The 16826-nt window shown below is 33.6% G+C and carries 17 protein-coding genes and 1 pseudogene; 5 read left to right on the top strand and 13 right to left on the bottom strand.

The genetic code is table 11. From position 1 onward, the window contains the following. Nucleotides 1–85: 85 nt before the first annotated feature. From CO726_RS25890 to CO726_RS25880, 3 genes are all read right to left on the bottom strand, one after another. Entirely contained in the window at nt 86–2068 is a 1983-nt protein-coding gene (locus CO726_RS25890; protein ID WP_098760563.1) for a HAMP domain-containing methyl-accepting chemotaxis protein, read from the bottom strand. A 203-nt stretch (nt 2069–2271) separates the two neighbouring features. Then, nucleotides 2272–3321 (bottom strand): ribosome small subunit-dependent GTPase A, encoded by a 1050-nt coding sequence (rsgA, locus tag CO726_RS25885; RefSeq protein WP_099686155.1) that lies wholly within the window; start codon nt 3319–3321, stop codon nt 2272–2274. Nucleotides 3322–3503: 182 nt separating this feature from the next. Then, nucleotides 3504–4031 carry a DinB family protein gene (locus tag CO726_RS25880; protein ID WP_099686154.1) on the bottom strand — a complete coding sequence of 176 codons (528 nt, stop codon included), beginning with the start codon at nt 4029–4031 and terminating at the stop codon, nt 3504–3506. Nucleotides 4032–4232: 201 nt separating this feature from the next. Here CO726_RS25880 and CO726_RS25875 point away from each other — a divergent pair, with 201 nt between their 5' ends. Next, on the top strand, nt 4233–4580 hold the full coding sequence (locus tag CO726_RS25875; protein ID WP_097829756.1) for a DUF4257 domain-containing protein: 348 nt from the start codon (nt 4233–4235) through the stop codon (nt 4578–4580). A gap of 84 nt (nt 4581–4664) precedes the next feature. After that, nucleotides 4665–4889: a hypothetical protein gene (locus CO726_RS25870; RefSeq protein WP_098760566.1), complete on the top strand. Its 225-nt coding sequence runs from the start codon at nt 4665–4667 to the stop codon at nt 4887–4889. A 467-nt stretch (nt 4890–5356) separates the two neighbouring features. Here the strand turns inward: CO726_RS25870 and CO726_RS25855 are convergent, their stop codons facing one another. Both CO726_RS25855 and CO726_RS25850 read right to left on the bottom strand, forming a co-directional pair. Further along, nucleotides 5357–6532, bottom strand: coding sequence for an MFS transporter (locus CO726_RS25855; RefSeq protein ID WP_099686153.1), 1176 nt, complete (start codon nt 6530–6532; stop codon nt 5357–5359). Nucleotides 6533–6581: 49 nt separating this feature from the next. Continuing rightward, nucleotides 6582–7517, bottom strand: a complete 936-nt coding sequence (locus CO726_RS25850; protein ID WP_099686152.1) for an aldo/keto reductase — start codon at nt 7515–7517, stop codon at nt 6582–6584. Between the two features lie 107 nt (nt 7518–7624). On the opposite strand from CO726_RS25850, the gene CO726_RS25845 reads away from it, so the two are divergent. Further along, nucleotides 7625–7933, top strand: coding sequence for an ArsR/SmtB family transcription factor (locus CO726_RS25845; RefSeq protein WP_098760569.1), 309 nt, complete (start codon nt 7625–7627; stop codon nt 7931–7933). Between the two features lie 40 nt (nt 7934–7973). Here the strand turns inward: CO726_RS25845 and CO726_RS25840 are convergent, their stop codons facing one another. Together CO726_RS25840 and CO726_RS25835 are read right to left on the bottom strand one after the other, a co-directional pair. Further along, the gene (locus CO726_RS25840; RefSeq protein WP_098760570.1) at nt 7974–8924 is read right to left on the bottom strand and encodes a serine protease; all 951 of its coding nucleotides are present in this window, start codon (nt 8922–8924) and stop codon (nt 7974–7976) included. A 509-nt stretch (nt 8925–9433) separates the two neighbouring features. After that, nucleotides 9434–9745, bottom strand: coding sequence for a hypothetical protein (locus CO726_RS25835; protein WP_136699853.1), 312 nt, complete (start codon nt 9743–9745; stop codon nt 9434–9436). 51 nt (nt 9746–9796) lie between these two features. Here CO726_RS25835 and CO726_RS25830 point away from each other — a divergent pair, with 51 nt between their 5' ends. Next, complete coding sequence (locus tag CO726_RS25830; protein WP_099686150.1) at nt 9797–10009, top strand: hypothetical protein; 213 nt, start codon at nt 9797–9799, stop codon at nt 10007–10009. Between the two features lie 82 nt (nt 10010–10091). Here CO726_RS25830 and CO726_RS25825 read toward each other — a convergent pair whose 3' ends face one another. The 5 genes and pseudogenes from CO726_RS25825 to CO726_RS25800 form a co-directional block, all read right to left on the bottom strand. Then, the gene (locus tag CO726_RS25825) at nt 10092–10319 is read right to left on the bottom strand and encodes a hypothetical protein (protein WP_245916763.1); all 228 of its coding nucleotides are present in this window, start codon (nt 10317–10319) and stop codon (nt 10092–10094) included. A gap of 850 nt (nt 10320–11169) precedes the next feature. Continuing rightward, a pseudogene (locus CO726_RS32625) lies at nt 11170–11349 on the bottom strand (dUTP diphosphatase); the annotation flags it as partial. A gap of 121 nt (nt 11350–11470) precedes the next feature. Continuing rightward, nucleotides 11471–11698, bottom strand: coding sequence for a hypothetical protein (locus CO726_RS25815; RefSeq protein WP_245916762.1), 228 nt, complete (start codon nt 11696–11698; stop codon nt 11471–11473). Nucleotides 11699–11938: 240 nt separating this feature from the next. After that, nucleotides 11939–12226, bottom strand: a complete 288-nt coding sequence (locus CO726_RS25805; RefSeq protein ID WP_000648331.1) for an AbrB/MazE/SpoVT family DNA-binding domain-containing protein — start codon at nt 12224–12226, stop codon at nt 11939–11941. Between the two features lie 116 nt (nt 12227–12342). Further along, nucleotides 12343–14223, bottom strand: a complete 1881-nt coding sequence (locus tag CO726_RS25800) for an FtsX-like permease family protein (protein WP_099686147.1) — start codon at nt 14221–14223, stop codon at nt 12343–12345. A gap of 275 nt (nt 14224–14498) precedes the next feature. Between CO726_RS25800 and nadE the strand changes: the two genes are divergently transcribed. Next, nucleotides 14499–15317 carry an ammonia-dependent NAD(+) synthetase gene (nadE, locus tag CO726_RS25795; protein ID WP_099686146.1) on the top strand — a complete coding sequence of 273 codons (819 nt, stop codon included), beginning with the start codon at nt 14499–14501 and terminating at the stop codon, nt 15315–15317. Nucleotides 15318–15425: 108 nt separating this feature from the next. Here nadE and CO726_RS25785 read toward each other — a convergent pair whose 3' ends face one another. Next, nucleotides 15426–16586: a transglutaminase domain-containing protein gene (locus tag CO726_RS25785; protein ID WP_099686145.1), complete on the bottom strand. Its 1161-nt coding sequence runs from the start codon at nt 16584–16586 to the stop codon at nt 15426–15428. Between the last annotated feature and the right edge of the window lie 240 nt (nt 16587–16826).

Raw genomic sequence — 16826 nt, 5'->3', positions numbered from 1 at the left:
ATACTCTTCATCCCATTTCATTTTACATAATAAAAACAGACTACTCCAATAGCATACTGCTATTTTGGAGATAGTCTGTCCTCTGTTAAACTTTAAATCTTTCAATTAACCCTTGTAACTCTTCAGCCATTTGAGATAATGTACCAGCCGCAGAACTAATCTCCTCAATGGACGCTAGTTGTTCTTCTGCTGATGCTGCAACGTTTTGAGTACTCGTCGCATTATTCTGTGCTGTCATTGCAATTTGACCTACTGAAATAGATACTTCATTGGCACCTTTTGACATCCCATTAGCCGTTTCAACCATCGTTTTAATTTGATCTGCAATTTCATTTGTAGATTGTAAAATCTCAGTAAAGTTTTGCTTCGTTTCATTCGCAATAACAAGTCCAGATTGAACTTCTTCATTTACATGACTCATAGATTTTACCGTCTTACTCATGTCATCTTGTATTTCACCTATTAATTTGCTAATTTCACTAGAAGATACGCTAGACTTCTCCGCCAATTTACGTACTTCATCTGCAACGATTGCAAATCCTCTTCCGTGCTCTCCTGCTCTTGCAGCTTCAATTGCTGCATTCAAAGCTAGAAGATTTGTTTGATCTGCAATATTTTGAATTACTTCAAGTATGTCACCAATTTGTTTTGATTTATTATTTAGTAACTGTATAACTTCATCTGATTGTGAAACAGATTCTGCAATAGACTGCATTTGATTTACCGTTTTCCCTACTAGTCTTCCGCCATCTTCTGCTTTTTCACGAGTATGAGCAGAAGCCGTATTAATTGATGATGAACTATTTGCTACATGTTGAATTCCTTCTGTTACGTCAAATAGTAACATTGCACCATTTTCTACACTTGTTGTTTGCGTTGTTGCCCCGCTCGATATTTCATCCATCGCCATTGTAATTTGCTCAGTCGCTTCACCCGCTTGTCTTACACTTGCCGTTAGCTCTTCTGATGCTGCTGCAACATGTCCAGCCGATGTATTAATTCTTCCGATTAAAGTCCGCAATGCATCAGTCATCTCATTAAATCCTTTTGCAAGTTGACCAATTTCATCATTAGAATGAATTTCAATTATTTGAGTTAAATCCCCTTCACTTATTTCTTTAGAGGTAACAACTAATCTCTTTAAAGGCTTCGTAATTGAAAGTGTTACAAAATAAATAAGTGTTCCACCTACTACTAATGAGATAAGCATAACAATTAACATATTATAAAATACAGGTTGAGCAGCTTCAATTACTTCACTTGAGTACATCGTCCCGCCAATTTTCCAACCTGTTTTTACATTCGTAGCAAATACCATTTTCTTTTCACTATCACCATAAGAGTAAGAAAAAGCACCATGATTATCTTCGTAAATTTTCTTCGCCCAAGAATCAGCTGCCTTATCTCCTGATTTTTCTTGTGGATGAGCAATTATTTTTTGTTTCCCATCTAAAATGAAAGCATATCCTTTTTTACCAATATTGATTAACTTTGTTGTTTTTAATAAATCATCTAAACTTAAATCTACCGCTACAACACCGTTTTTATCTTCTGTTTGTTTTGCAATCGTTACGACAATATGTCCATTTCCTTTTGCCTTATACGGCTCAGTAATTACAATACCACCTTGTTTTGCTACCGCATCTTTATACCAAGAACGTTCTGTTGGATCGTAGTCCGCTGCCATTTGTATATTTGGTTCTTGCACAAATTTCTTATCATTCCCAGCAACATATACTTGTTCAATATCTTTATTTAAATTGATATATTGGGATAACATTTTTCGTAATTCATCTTGATTGTCCCCTTGATACATATTCCCTTGAATCACACGTGCAAAATTATTCACATCATTAAATTTCGCCTCAATCATTTGATTGATCAAATTATCTAATATTTTTATATTGTCGTGAGCACTGCTCGTAATTTGTGATTCAAAATTCTTTTTAGCTGTTTGATAAGACATGCCTCCGATAATAGAGACAGCTGCAATTAAAATGACAAAAAATGAAATTAGTAGTTTTTTTGCTACTTTCATATCACGAAACCAATTTAATAGTCTACCCATTACAAACCTCCTGCTTTTCAATTTCATAAGTTAAATCTAGTGAATTGCAAATATTTACTATTCCCTAATTGTTATTTTCATAACCTTTTATGATGAATACTTTGTAAAGTTTAAACAATTAAATTCTTTTTGTCCATATATACGAATAATATTATTATAAAATTTACAAATACAAAAACCAAAGGGTGGTTCCCTTTGGCTTTTCACATTTTTTTATGCTGTTTAGAAATCTTTTTCCACTTATCACGCTCGGCTCTTGCAAGAATAGCATCTTGTTTTCTCATAAAATACGCTAGTTCTCTTTGTAGTTTTTTATAACTTTGCAAACGATTTATCGTAATAATTCCGTTATCAATTGCATTATGCACTGCGCACCCTGGCTCATTTTCATGCTTACAATCTCGGAAACGGCACGTTTTTGCTAGTTCTTCAATATCAGAAAATGTTGTTTGAATTGCATCGCTTCCTTCCCAAAGCTGCAGCTCCCTCATACCCGGCGTATCAATAACTAAACTTCCACTCGGTAATCGGAACAATTCACGATGAGTTGTCGTATGCCTTCCTTTACTATCTTCCTCACGAATATCTCCTGTTTTTGCTACTTCAATTCCTATGAGTGCATTCAACAAAGTGGATTTCCCAACCCCCGATGACCCGACTAAAGCAATTGTTTTTCCTGAAGAAACAAATTTCTGCAACGATTCAATACCAGTATGCTCTAAACTATCAACAACGAAGATCGGAACACCAATTGCCACAGCCTCCGTTTCAACAATTTTCTGTTCCACGTCTTCACATAAGCTACTCTTTGTTAAAACAATAACAGGCATTGCACCGCTTTCATACGCTAATAGTAAATAACGTTCCATTCTTCTTACATTAAAATCATGGTTAAGTGCATTCACTAAAAATAGATAATCTACATTTGCTGCTATTACTTGTTCTTCCGTTCTAGTACCAGCCTCTTGTCTAGAAAAAGAGCTTCTTCTCGGAAAAATACGATGAATAACTGCTTTCTTTTCATTCTGTATTTTCTTTATATACACCCAATCACCAACCGCTGGATAGTCTCCCTTCGTTACTGCTTCATGTCGAAATTTCCCAGAAAGCTCTGCCATATATTCACCATCATTACAAATAATTCGATATAGATGCTTATGCTCAAGTAAAATGCGCCCTACTTCAAAGTTCTCTACAGCTTGTTCCTCAAAAAAAGAATCCCAGCCGAACGATTCTAAAATATTTTGATTCAAATTGATATCCTCCCTAGTTTAAGCTAAGCGGAAGGATCGTGCGCTCACTTATATAGTCTCGCCCTTTCCATCCACCTTTGTATTTGGTTTATTATTCATATAAGTTATTTTCGCCATAATACATCACCCCGTTCTCATTTTAATTACTCTCATTATATGGAATATTCATTTAAAAAGCCACCTTATTTAACGTAATTTTCAAATAATTTATTTTTCATCATTCTAATTTGTCCACGGTGACTAATTTCATCTTCTAGCACATGAAACCAAAGATAGTGCTGGTTATATGCTACACCGTTAGGCCACTTCTTTTCTGACATTAGCCACTCATCATCTTGTTCACTCAAATACTTCAGAGATTCTTCTCTAACACTTTGTAGAAGTTGTACATAATACTGTATTTCATGTCCACGAATCGTTCTCCCCGATTCCCCTAAATACAGTGCGTCTTCCCATATTTCTAATTCTTCTTTTGTAAAGTCACGCTCTTGAAATGAAATAAGCTGATGTGCTTTTTCAATAGCTGCTATATGCTTTAATAAAGCTCCGATGGAATTCCCTCCACTTGGCATAATTGAATCTAATTGCCCAACTGATAGATCGTTTATTTCCTGTAATGTTACAGCCCTCGTATGCTCCAGCATGCTTACTAATTGCCCTATATTTTTTGTATAACCATCTACACTTCTTATTCGATAATCTATATTCATATCGCACACCCCTTTTTATATTCATATTAATAAATACTCTCTTCATATCATAGACTGCTATATATCAGATTTTTCTGTTATAATTAAATTGAATTGAATAAGGAGTACATCCAAACAAACTTTCTCAATATGCTTATATGAAATATTAAAAGGAATCAATATAAAATAATCGAATCTTATTCACTAAAAGGAGTGGATTCGATGGAAATGTATCAATGGCTAACTGCTGTACTCGTTGGTGGCATTACTGGTTTCGTTTCCCATCTGATCAATAACCAAGGTAAGTTATTGCTTCCACGCCGTTTGAAAACCTTTTTTCACTTTGGGTTTTTGACTGATATTTTCACGGGTAGCCTAGCTGCACTTCTTGGACTCGTTTTATTCGATGTCACCTTAATAAAAGAAATTATTAAAGTATCCATTGTCACTGCTATTTCCGGTCAGACTTTCTTACTACATCAAGCACTTGGTGGTGAGCAGGCTAAAAATACACAAATTGGGAAAGTAGATGAGAAGATTCAAGAAATTGACAAATTATTACGACGTTAGTCTATACTTTCTTTAAAAAATATTGTTATAATAAACAATAAATATTTTCTATTGCGTCGTTTGTCAGAAGAAAGGGTGTTTCGTATGACAAAAAAGAAAATAGAAGATTTCTTAACAAACACTGAAAAAGAGGAACTGCTAGAAAACTATAAATGTTTACGAGAAGCCCGCACAAAAAGCGAAGCTAACTATTTTGGTGAAGCAGTAAACCATCTATTAAATAAAGCAAGACAACGAATTATTAAAGATGCAGGCATACATGATGAAAATGCAGCAACTGTTCAATCAAAAAGAAAAGCATTGTTTTAGTTCAATTAGCTAAAACAGTGCTTTTTATTACGGTATTTTTCACATTATTTTCACATTTATTTCACAAATATAAGTAGTCCTATATGTTAAACTAAGTATATCCTTTTTCAAGGGACTATATGCCGATATATAAATCCCTATCTCTATAGGGATTTTTTATTTTTGAGATTTCCCTTAATTTTGTTACAATACCGTTCTATTATTTATCTACTTTTTTTACCCTCTGCACTCAAAAATTCCTTCATGTATTATTACTTTTATTCTTTCTGAATTGCAAAATATTTATCTATTATTAAAAAGAGATTCCAACATTAGCACCTCCTTCCTCCCCCTTCTAATATTAATTTAATATGTTTCATATTAGGTTTTTAACTAATATTTTCATCGGTAGACTAACTGCACTTCTTGGACTCGTTTTATTTGATGTCACCTCAGAAAAAGATAAAGCTTTTTTATTTGTACAGGCTTTATGACGCAATTGTTGCTTCACGATTCTCAGTTAGTTTTTCACTTTTTCTAAACAGAAATAAAGCTACAATATATAATAACGCAGTAAAACTACCTACAAATATAAAATTATGAGATGCTGCAAATAGCAATCCTGCTATTGCTGCTCCTATCATTTGACCAATATACATAGAAGCATTAGCAAGAGCGGCTCCTGTTCCTCTTGCTACGCTAGACATGTTTTGTAAGTGCCTCATCATCAATACAAACAAAATTCCTGTCACAAAAAATAAAACAAAGAATAATAACTCCACAAATATAATGTTCTTTACATGAGGAAGTAATACATATAGTACTGCTGTAAATACAATTCCACCATAGAAAGAAAGGTTATAACCAATTTTATTTACGATTCTAGGGCCAAAAATATTCCCTGCTAAATTTCCTAATCCTAATACGAGCATAGCTGTTCCTACTTCATGAACTTGTAAGTGAAATTGAATAGAAAGCCACACACCGAAGAATGAAAATGCAGCAAAATTACCAGTTTGAAAAACAAAATATGCAAAATAGGAAAGTGAAACCTTTGAATCTGAAAGTAATTGTTTATAGCGCTTTAAGATGTTTGTTTTATTTCCACTAATATGAACCGGTTGTATTTCTGGTAATACTACATAAATAAGAAGGACAAGTAGCGCTGATAATATACCAATGATGAAGAATGGTGTTGTATAATGTATCATCGCTAAATATGATCCAACTGGCAGTCCTAAAACTTGAGAGATTGATAACCCTGCTGTTGCAATCCCAATTGCCTTTACAATTTGTTCCTTCTCTATAAGAAGCGGAATAGATGCCCACACTTGTGGAGATACAAAGGCTGCACTTACACCTGCTAAAAATCTAAATGTTAACATCCATAAAAAACTCGGCGTCATTCCACATAAAAACGTACTTAACGCAAAAAAACTCATTCCTATTACCATCACTTTTTTTCTGTTTAAGCCATCTGATATAGGGCCGGCGATAAGTGCAAATACAGCGTATCCTAAAGCATATGAACTCACCATCCACCCTGACAACTCAGTTGAAATATGATACACCTGTTGTAATGTGGGTAAAAGTGGTGCAATTAAGAAAGTATCTGTACCGATCATAAACATTATTGTAAAGAATACAACTAGTACTCTTTTCATTTAAACCTTCTCCTTTTATATAAAAAGAGGGGACTATCCCTCTTTTTAACTAATCTTCTAAAATAGATTCAATCTCTTTTATAACCTTTTCATTTAATGAAACTTCCACCGCTCTTACACTTTCTCTTATTTGCTCCGCTCGTTTCCCACCAGGAATAACAGTATCAATTCCTTTTTTGTTTAATAACCACGCTAAAGCTAAATGCGATACTTCAAAATTTATTTCTTCAGCTAAGCCTTTTAACTTCTCAACTTTTTTAAAGTTACTCTTATACGTATTTTCTTCAAATAGATTTACACTTTGACGCCAATCACCTTTACTTAATTTAAAATCTTCTGTATATTTCCCACCTAGTATCCCAAAGGCAAGAGGCCCGTACGGAATAAATGAAATACTTGATTCTATACAATACGGCAAAAGTTCTTCCTCAGCAGTACGATTTAACATATTATACGGTGATTGTACAACATCTATATGTCCGTGCTGATTCGCTTCTTGTAATTGCTTTACGTTTACGTTAGATATTCCAATTGAACGAATTTTCCCTTCTTCTTTTAGGCGAGTAAGCTCTCCAATTGAGTCTATGTAACTTATTTCTGGATTTGTAAAATGTAAATAATATAAATCAATATAATCCGTTTGTAATCTTCTTAAACTATTTTCTACAGCATTTCTTAAATAGCTTGGTTCATTATTAATATAAGCCTCTCCATTTAATAACGGCTGTATTCCACCTTTTGTAGCAAGTACAACTTCGTGGCGTTTTCCTTTCAATACTTCCCCTACCAATTCCTCTGATCTACCGAAACCGTATGAATCTGCTGTATCAAAAAATGTAATCCCTTGCCCCATAGCTTCTTCTATTAATCGTTTTCCTTCTCCCTCATTCACATCAGCATATAAATTATGTCCCCCTACAGCGTTTGTTCCTAACCCCAACTTCGAAATATTTAGTCCTGCCTTTTGCAATTTTGTATACTTCATTTTTTCTCCCCCTATATTTCTATTGTTCGAATATGTTCGAACAATAGAAATATACCACTTTATATGTTATAGTGCAAATATATTAACTTATACAAGCAGGTGAAAAAATGCGTACTCTCTATCATCCAAATCGAGAAGAAATTCAATTCTCTTCTGTCTTATATGCACTTAGCGATCAAATTCGTTTACAAATTGTAACTATGCTACTAGAGAAACATGAACAATCTTGTGGTGCGTTAAACATTCCAATTGCGAAATCAACTTTATCTCACCATTTCAAAGTTTTACGTGAATCTGGTGTTATGTATACACGCCTTGAAGGCACACAACGTTTCATTTCAATTCGTGAAGATGACTTAAATGCTAGATTCCCCGGTTTATTAGATGTCGTATTACATGCGACAGAACCATATTAAAAAACATCTCATATAAATATGAGATGTTTTTTAGTATTTACTATTCTTTTAATAAATCTATTAATCCATTTCCTTCAGAAGTACGTTCATATCCTAAAGGTACAGTTCTTTTAATCAGTTGTGCATATATTTCTGGCTCTGATAACTTTCTACCATACTCTCTCTCACACTGCTTAATGAGCAATGCGATCGCTCCAGCAACATGCGGTGTCGCCATAGAAGTACCACTTAAAACCGCATATTTCCCCTCAGGATACGTAGATAATATTCCATCGCCTGGCGCCACTAAATCAATTTCTTGATTTGAATTACTAAAACATGAGATTTTCCGTTCTAAATTGACAGCGCCGACTTCAATTACTTCCGAGTAAGCACCTGGGAAATCTAGTTCCTCCGTATTATCATTACAATCTCCATTATTCCCAGCAGCACATACAACGAGAATATCTTGCTTTACCGCGTTTTGAATTGCTTCATGTAGTTCTGGAACGTCTTGCGGGCCACCAAGTGACATTGAAATGACTCTAACTCTTTCTTTATTAGGCCCTCTCCAATTTACAGCATAATGAACCGCCTCAATAATTTGCTCATAACTTCCAGAACCATCTCCCGCTAAAACCTTTAACACTAACATTTTAGCAAGTGGTGCGACTCCTAAAATACCGACACCATTTTCAGTCGCTGCAATTGTCCCCGCTACATGAGTACCGTGGCCGTTATTATCAAGATAAATATTTGGATTCCCTTCGTAATCTTTCGTAAAATTTCTTCCGCCGATAATGCGATCCTTTAAATCTATATGATTCATATCACACCCTGTATCTAATACGGCAACGACAATATCTTTTCCTTTCGCACTCTTCTCCCATACTTGTGGAGCATGAATGAGTTGTACACCTGGTGGAATTTCATTTACTTGTTCAACCACCTTATCTACTGTAAAAGGAATCAATTGTATACCTTTTTGTTTATTTGCTGTACTACTATTCATCGTAATCCCTCCTGAAAATATATTATTTTCATTTCAGACCACTTTTGAAAACGTTTAAATGTAACATTCGTTTTATTCGTTTCATTTTCCTTCCTAAAAAATATTTCTCAATATAGCTTACTAATTTTATACTACTCTTTTATTTATCTCGTAATTTTTAGGCACCACAAATCCTATTGGTACAACCAATACTCAAAATAAAAGGACCAATTTATGGTCTGGTATTATCCCCTATAGGTAGACAGTAAAAAAAGAATCCATCTGGCGTTTAAGTCCCCCTAGATTAGACCCAAATAGGACGTTTAAATACCTCTATTTTTATCGAAATTTCCGTAACAAAATATATGATGTGTTACATTAGAGGGTTTTTGAATCATTTTTATAATATTTGGTTTTTGTTGAGTTTGTTTTGCAAAACGCAACACGTTTGCGCTGACCTTTCCTTAACGACAAAGAAGACGCCACCCAGTTCACGGCAGCGCCTACGATAATTACTATTGGTTTAATCATTAACAAGTATACCCGGCACTTTCTAAAGTAGTTTGAACAGTACTTTTAGTAATTCTTAATATTTTGGGATTTTTTTCACACAGAAGCAATTCCCCTTCGACATCATATGTCATTCCAAGCTCCTGCATTATTAACGTTTTCTCACATAATACATCCCATTCTACTTTCGTTCTCTTTTTCGGTTTATCACCTACATAGGTTCCCCCTAAAGCAGTTCCTAATTTATTTATCTGTTTACCTATATCACAAAAAGGATTATTTTGTTCAGTTCCAATATGCAATATTGCATATTCTTTACTTTCGATCTTCATACATGCAATAATTTATTTATAAAAATACAAAGTATTAGTTAGGATGATCATATGAACAACTCTCGAAAGGAAAAGATGCAGTTTTTACAATCATTTTGGAGAAGTCTCGTATTCGGTATATTGACATTTTCTTTCTTCATGATTATGAATTTATCAGGTTCATCTTTAAATACATTAGGTTGGAGAGACTGGCTAGGTTCTGTAGTAGGTGCAGCTATCATGTCAGCTGGAATGTTCACCTTTGAAAAAATGAATTTAAAATAAATATTCCGTCAATACTACAGACAACCCATTAACCACATTCCATGAGTGGAGCAGTTAGCTTTTGCTAGCTGCTCTTTTAAATTTAGAAAAGAGCAAGCTGTCCGTTTCTAATTTGCTTTTCAAGTTCTTCTATTCGTTTCTCAGCTTTTAATAATTCTTGTTGTAACTGATAAATTATTTTCTTATCATTATTCCTGGAATGAAAGCATGATTTGTGAAGTGTATTATCATGTTGATCAAGTATAACTTCATCTTCATAAACCCATTCCTCACAAATTGGACATTGCCCCATGATGCAACCCGATGCCATATCCATTCCCCTTTTCTACAAAATGAAATTTTTATTTAAATGTGTTTACACAATTTTTTCACATATCTTTTTGGGTTTTAAACTCATTTTAATTAATATCTAAGAATTATTAAGATACGCACCACCTCCTACTCAAAATAAGGATTTTGTATACCTTTATTCATTTTGCTCATTAATATTATATATACTTAATATATGGATATATGTTATGATTCATTTATGAAACATCACGTGTTTCAAATACAACATCTTTTTGATGACCTCTTATCTTTCCGTAAGAGGTCTTTTTTCAAATAACTATTTTTTTAACTTCCTAAGATTGCCTTATGTACATCTTTAAATTATTATATAATGAATTTATAGTTAAAACATTTTATTATTAGGAGGTATAATTATGTCATTTGCAGCATGGAGTATACTCTTACCAACTTTAATCGGTGCAATATCTGGTGCAATTTTCGGTATAATTACTTCTCGAAATAAGAGCAAGAATCCAAATTAAAAGCTTAATAATAAGATTTAATAACTACTCTATTGGCAGCTGATTCACCCTTGAATTTTAAGCTGCCATTTTCTATTCAAATAACGTTTTTGTTTAGTTTTTTAATCTTTATACTCTGTTGCAACAACCTCAGCAACATCTATATCTTTTTTCACTAAATCCTCTAAAAATCAAACGCTTCAAATTCTCCTTCATCCGCTCTTATATCTTCAAATTTCTCTTTTTGTTTTTCATCTAGTTCGTATTCAAATATTACTGTTACTTTCATTTCGTTCCCCTCATTTCTGATAAAATTCAAATTAGGTCTTACTATCCGCTCGCTTGACGTACAAAGTTTTCCTCATTCTTCTATTTGTAGGCATGTACAACATCTTCAAATTTATAACCATACAAATAGCAAAGACGAAAAAAAATACCGAACGCCTTATGTAAATGGGTTAATGTCACACTTAAATCGCTAAATTGGCACCATGCACGTTTCGCACATAAAATATCTTGCATGTACCATTCAAAGAGCATGTTTATAGAATCCACTTATCGTAACTTGAACGATGTACACCCATAAATTTCATAAGCCATATAAATGAATATTTTGTCTTTAATGATTCAATGATATGATATCTCTCTTTATATTTTAGTACGCCTCCATTTATAGATTTGGATACTGCTTTTTTAAACATTCAACCTGTGCCTTATAGTAGTCACGTTCCTCTTCAATCGTCTTAAAATAAACACGTTTTCCTTTTAGAGGGTTTGGTATACCTTTCATTCCCCCATTTTTCCCGCGAGTATCTGTAATCTCACCACATTCTTTATATTTTTCGACCCAATTTTTAAGCTGGGTAGAACTTCTAATCTGATATTTTTCCTTTATCATATTGTAACTTCCTTCTCCGTTTAAATAACTTTGAACAGCTGATAGCTTTAATTCTTCGGAATATGTATTAAATATTGATCCTTTTTAGTCATGGAAAATCCCCTCCAAGTAATAGTGTAATATCCATGTGTGTACATGGTCTTTTTTACACTGTCTACCTAAAGGGGATAATATCATTTAATGGTCTTTTTATAGTTTTTAAAGAATGATATGAAATTTTAAAAATAATATAAATTAAGACTAAACCTCACTCTTGTTTAAAAACTTCTCTATTTCTTTTATTAAATATTTCGCTCCATCTATACTAACAGTAATGTTTCCATTTGCTAATGATATGTTTTGATTTGAAACATCACCTGTTATTTGACAAGCATTGTAAGGTTGATATTTTTGTAAAATGACTTTGTCTTCTTCTACGAAAATTTCAAGCGGTGATTTAATTTGTATTCCCAATACATCACGTAATTCTTTAGGAATAACAATTCGTCCTAATTCGTCTACTTTTCGAATAACTCCTGTTGCTTTCATATTACTTCCCCCCTTATTTTTTATTAATTTTTCCACCTCGCTTTTTCCATTTTATCACTTTTTGGTAATACCTGCCTCTTTTTAGAAAATTTTGTACTCAAGTTAAAAAAACACATTTAACGAATACATAATCTCTCTTTCAATTGTTTTAAATAACGAGATCGTATCAGTAAGAAATATACAACTTGAATTCCTACGAAAATACTTAATACTATCGCATTTTCTTTAAATAGTGAGTACTCAAACATCTGTCCGAGTGCAGTTAACGCTACTGCCCCGTGTAATGTTGCAACCCCTATTGGAACGAAGAATAAAAGTGCCAATCGAATGGTAACTACTTTCGATAATTCTCCGCTCGTTAAGCCTACTTTTCGAATCATTTCAAACAAACGAGCATCATCCTCCAAATCAGAAAACAAACGGAAGTAAAGGAAGCTTCCTGCACATACGAAAAATACAATACCAATAAAGAAACCTACAAATAGAATTGGCCCTGCAATTTGTAAACTTTGGTTTTGTTCGTACTCTTCTGCACTAAACGTTGCATATTCTTCATAAGGCTTCATCTGATGCGTTAGTTCTTTACCAACCTCAATTTCATCTTTCGTTCCTTCTGTTTTGTACACATAATCTTTTCCCTCTTTAAATCCATCTTGTAATGCATCATACTGATTGTTCGAGATTACATAAACGTTACCTCTTATTATTTTACTTAATGAAGAAGTATTAACTTTTTTCACTTTTAAAGGTTCATTCAAATGTGGCAAAGTAATTTCTTTTTTTTCTTTCATCGGAGGTCCTGGTATATCGACTGACAAAAATAAAGCTTCTTTATTTGATACTACATTAAAGGGTTCTCCCGTTAACTTTGCATATTCCTTATAGTCTGATTCTTTTATAAAGGCGGCGCTTCTTAACCACTGCTCCTCCGTTTTCTTCGTGGAAATATTAGTTTTTGAAGCTGCTATATTATATTTCTTTAATCCTTCGTCAATCATTTGTATATGCTGTGATTCAGTACTATTTCCTTGCTTAGAATGATAGTGAAACGCAATTGGTCTCTCCATAATCGTCTTTGTCATTGATGTAAAGCCAACTAATGTACCTATTGCTGAAAATGCTACAGTTGAAATAATGGTTACAATAAAAAACATTCTTGCGTTATCTCTCATACGGTAAGCTAAATCTGATAACGTAATAATATTTGTCTGTGTCCAATAGAAACGTTTACTTTTTTTGCATAGTCTAATAATAAAGACACTCAACTGCTTGTACAGCAAATACGTACCAATAATGACTACCGTTGTAACTGGAATCATCATGACAAATACCATTGCGCCGTGTGACATAAGCGCTCCTGCATATCCCGTACTAAGTAATATGACTGCTAATATAGAAGAAATAATGGATGCTTTCGGTTCCGGCTTCGCTTCTGCTGATCCTCTAAACAATTTCATAATTTTATTTTTCCGGATCATTCCTGCACTAAACAATGAAATGATCATAAATAATATAAAAAACATAATACTCGTTACAGCAATGGCTTTCATTGGTATGTAATAAACTAAGGAAACATCTAATTTTAATATCATCGGGGCTACAAATATTAATATTCCAGCAAACAACATTCCTACAAGAATTCCAAAAATAATTGCCCCTATCCCAATCATAATATTTTCAAAGAAGATAAGACGCTTTAATTGATATTTCGTCATACCTAACATCATTAAAATTCCTAATTCACGCTTTCTCGTTTTTAAAAACATTCCCATCGAATATAAAATAAAGAAAAATGTAAATAAGTAAATAATGGACTGTGCAAAAGACATACTTACGAATACGTACTGACCCAATTCTCCTGCACTTAATGCCGGATGAAACGCAAAAAATGAATACACAAAAAAGGCCATAATAGCAAATGCACTACTCAAAAAATAGGCTGAGTATGTCCGTCTATTTCGCGTTACATTCCGATATGCGAGTTCTCTAATGTTCATATTACTTCTCCGCCCTTCTTTCTACTAACTATGTTTTTATATTAGTAAAGTACGGAAATACCTTCCATCGATTCAAATGACAAAAACCTTACATTATTGAAAGGTTTCAAAAAAATTGCTTAAACGAAGCAGTTTCATTATAATGACTACATTCATATTCATACACGTATCCTATTGTATATTCGTTAGTTTTGCGAAATAATAAAGGATAGAAGTATGTACCAATATACATATAAATTTATTTACCGCTTTAATATGAATAGGAGGAAAACATAATGACATTACAAGAACAGATTATGAAAGCATTACATGTTCAACCTGTAATTGATCCAAAAGAAGAAATCCGTAAACGAATTGATTTCTTAAAAGATTATGTAAAAAAAACGAGTGCGAAAGGATTTGTACTTGGAATTAGTGGCGGACAAGACTCTACACTAGCTGGACGTTTAGCTCAACTTGCAGTTGAGGAAATTCGTAATGAAGGTGGTAACGCAACGTTTATCGCTGTGCGCCTACCTTATAAAGTGCAAAAAGATGAAGATGATGCGCAATTAGCATTACAATTTATTCAAGCGGATCAATCTGTTGCATTTGATATCGCTTCAACAGTTGATTCTTTCTCAAGTCAATATGAAAACTTATTGGGTGAATCATTAACAGATTTCAATAAAGGTAACGTGAAAGCACGTATCCGTATGGTTACTCAATATGCAATTGGTGGACAAAAAGGGCTACTTGTTATCGGAACAGATCACGCTGCAGAAGCTGTAACAGGGTTCTTTACAAAATTCGGAGATGGTGGTGCAGATTTATTACCATTAACGGGATTAACGAAGCGCCAAGGACGTGCATTATTACAAGAGTTAGGCGCAGACGAGCGACTGTACTTAAAAATGCCAACAGCTGATTTATTAGATGAAAAACCAGGTCAAGCTGATGAAACAGAGTTAGGTATTACTTATGATCAATTAGATGATTATTTAGAAGGTAAAGCAGTTCCAGCTGACGTTGCTGAGAAGATTGAGAAGCGTTACAAAGTAAGTGAACATAAGAGACAAGTACCAGCGTCAATGTTTGATGATTGGTGGAAATAGAGCATAAAAAAGAAGCTAATCTCATTAGCTTCTTTTTTATACGTTAACGATACATCCCTACTCTTTTCTCTAGTAAGTCCTGCAAACAATCCTCATGTTGTTGATTAATTAATACGTAAATGTAATTGTTGCTAATGAATAATCTGCCATTGCACTATATGGTGCTACTTGATAAGATACACGTTTTGCACCTTTTGGCCAATCTATTTCATTTAACACTTTTTTTATATCTTGCATTGTTCCATCCATAGACTGCTTATATCGTACTTCTACTTTTTCTGGCTTAGAAGCGAATTGTTGCTGCAACTTTTGCTTAAATTCATTATAATTTTCAGCCCCATATTGTGCTGATAAATATTTTAAATTCGTATCTTTTAACATTTGCTCGTATACGGGAGTTTTCGAACTACCAGCTTTTATTTTGTTTGTTAATTCACCAAAATAACTTGTAGTTGCTGCTGGATATTTACTACGATCCCATTCATGATCTTTACTTAATTGCTCATCAGACATATTAAAATATGAATATGTTACGCGCCCAGCTTTATCTGGCACTGGATCGTCAAATGTCGTATCAAGATGATACCACTTGTTTTCAATGTTTACTAAATTCCATGCGTGAGCTTGTCCATTTCCTGTACCTGTTACAATATGGTTTTGGATACCCGCTTCTTTTAGCAATTCATATGTTAATAACGTATATCCTTGGCAAACGGCAGAACGATTCGCTAACGCTTCATATGCTGTATACGCTTGATAAGACGTATCATAAGATACGTGTTTTACAACGTAATCATGAATAGCTTTTACTTTCTCATTCTCATCCATCCCTGGCTTTACAATCGAGCTGATAATCGCTTTCGCCTGAGATTGTACATATTGTGTTTGCTCTTTTGATTCACGGTACTTCACTTGCAGTGTAAACGTATAGTTTCCTGGTAACCCTTTAATAGAATATCGAGTAGACGCTACATTATACTTTACATACTCATCTGCATCTACAATTTTATTAAACTCGTCATACAATTGGTCCATAACATTTCTAGCATTTCTATCTTTCGTTTTATATGTGATTGTAATATTCTCTTCTCGATTATCAATCTGTTTTTTTAATTCTATCCTGAAATCATTTAACAACTTTGCATCTGATTGTGATGTCACTACAGTTGGATTCGTAGCTGCATAAGATACAGATGAAGCCTGTAAGCCTCCCATTACTATAGTTGAACAAAGTGCGGCAGCTGTCACATATTTACTTGTCTTTCCCATCTCGTCACTCCTTACATTCTATAACTATACGAAAAAGTATCGTATAGTTTTAAAGTATACAATACTTTTTCGTATAGGTCATATGAGATTATGCATATTTAACATTGTAAAAAGAGGTTGTCCCAAAAGTAGCTGAATAGTTACTTTTGGGCAACCTCTTTTTTTGCATAAAACATAAAAAAGAATCGTCCAACTTTGATATAATTAAGTCACCACAACCAAATCACCAAAAGAAAGGAA

The organism is Bacillus fungorum (genome assembly GCF_002746455.1).
Lineage (GTDB): Bacteria > Bacillota > Bacilli > Bacillales > Bacillaceae_G > Bacillus_A > Bacillus_A fungorum.
The sequence above is the reverse complement of the archived record's forward strand: the minus strand, read 5'-3'. Positions and strand labels throughout refer to the sequence as shown.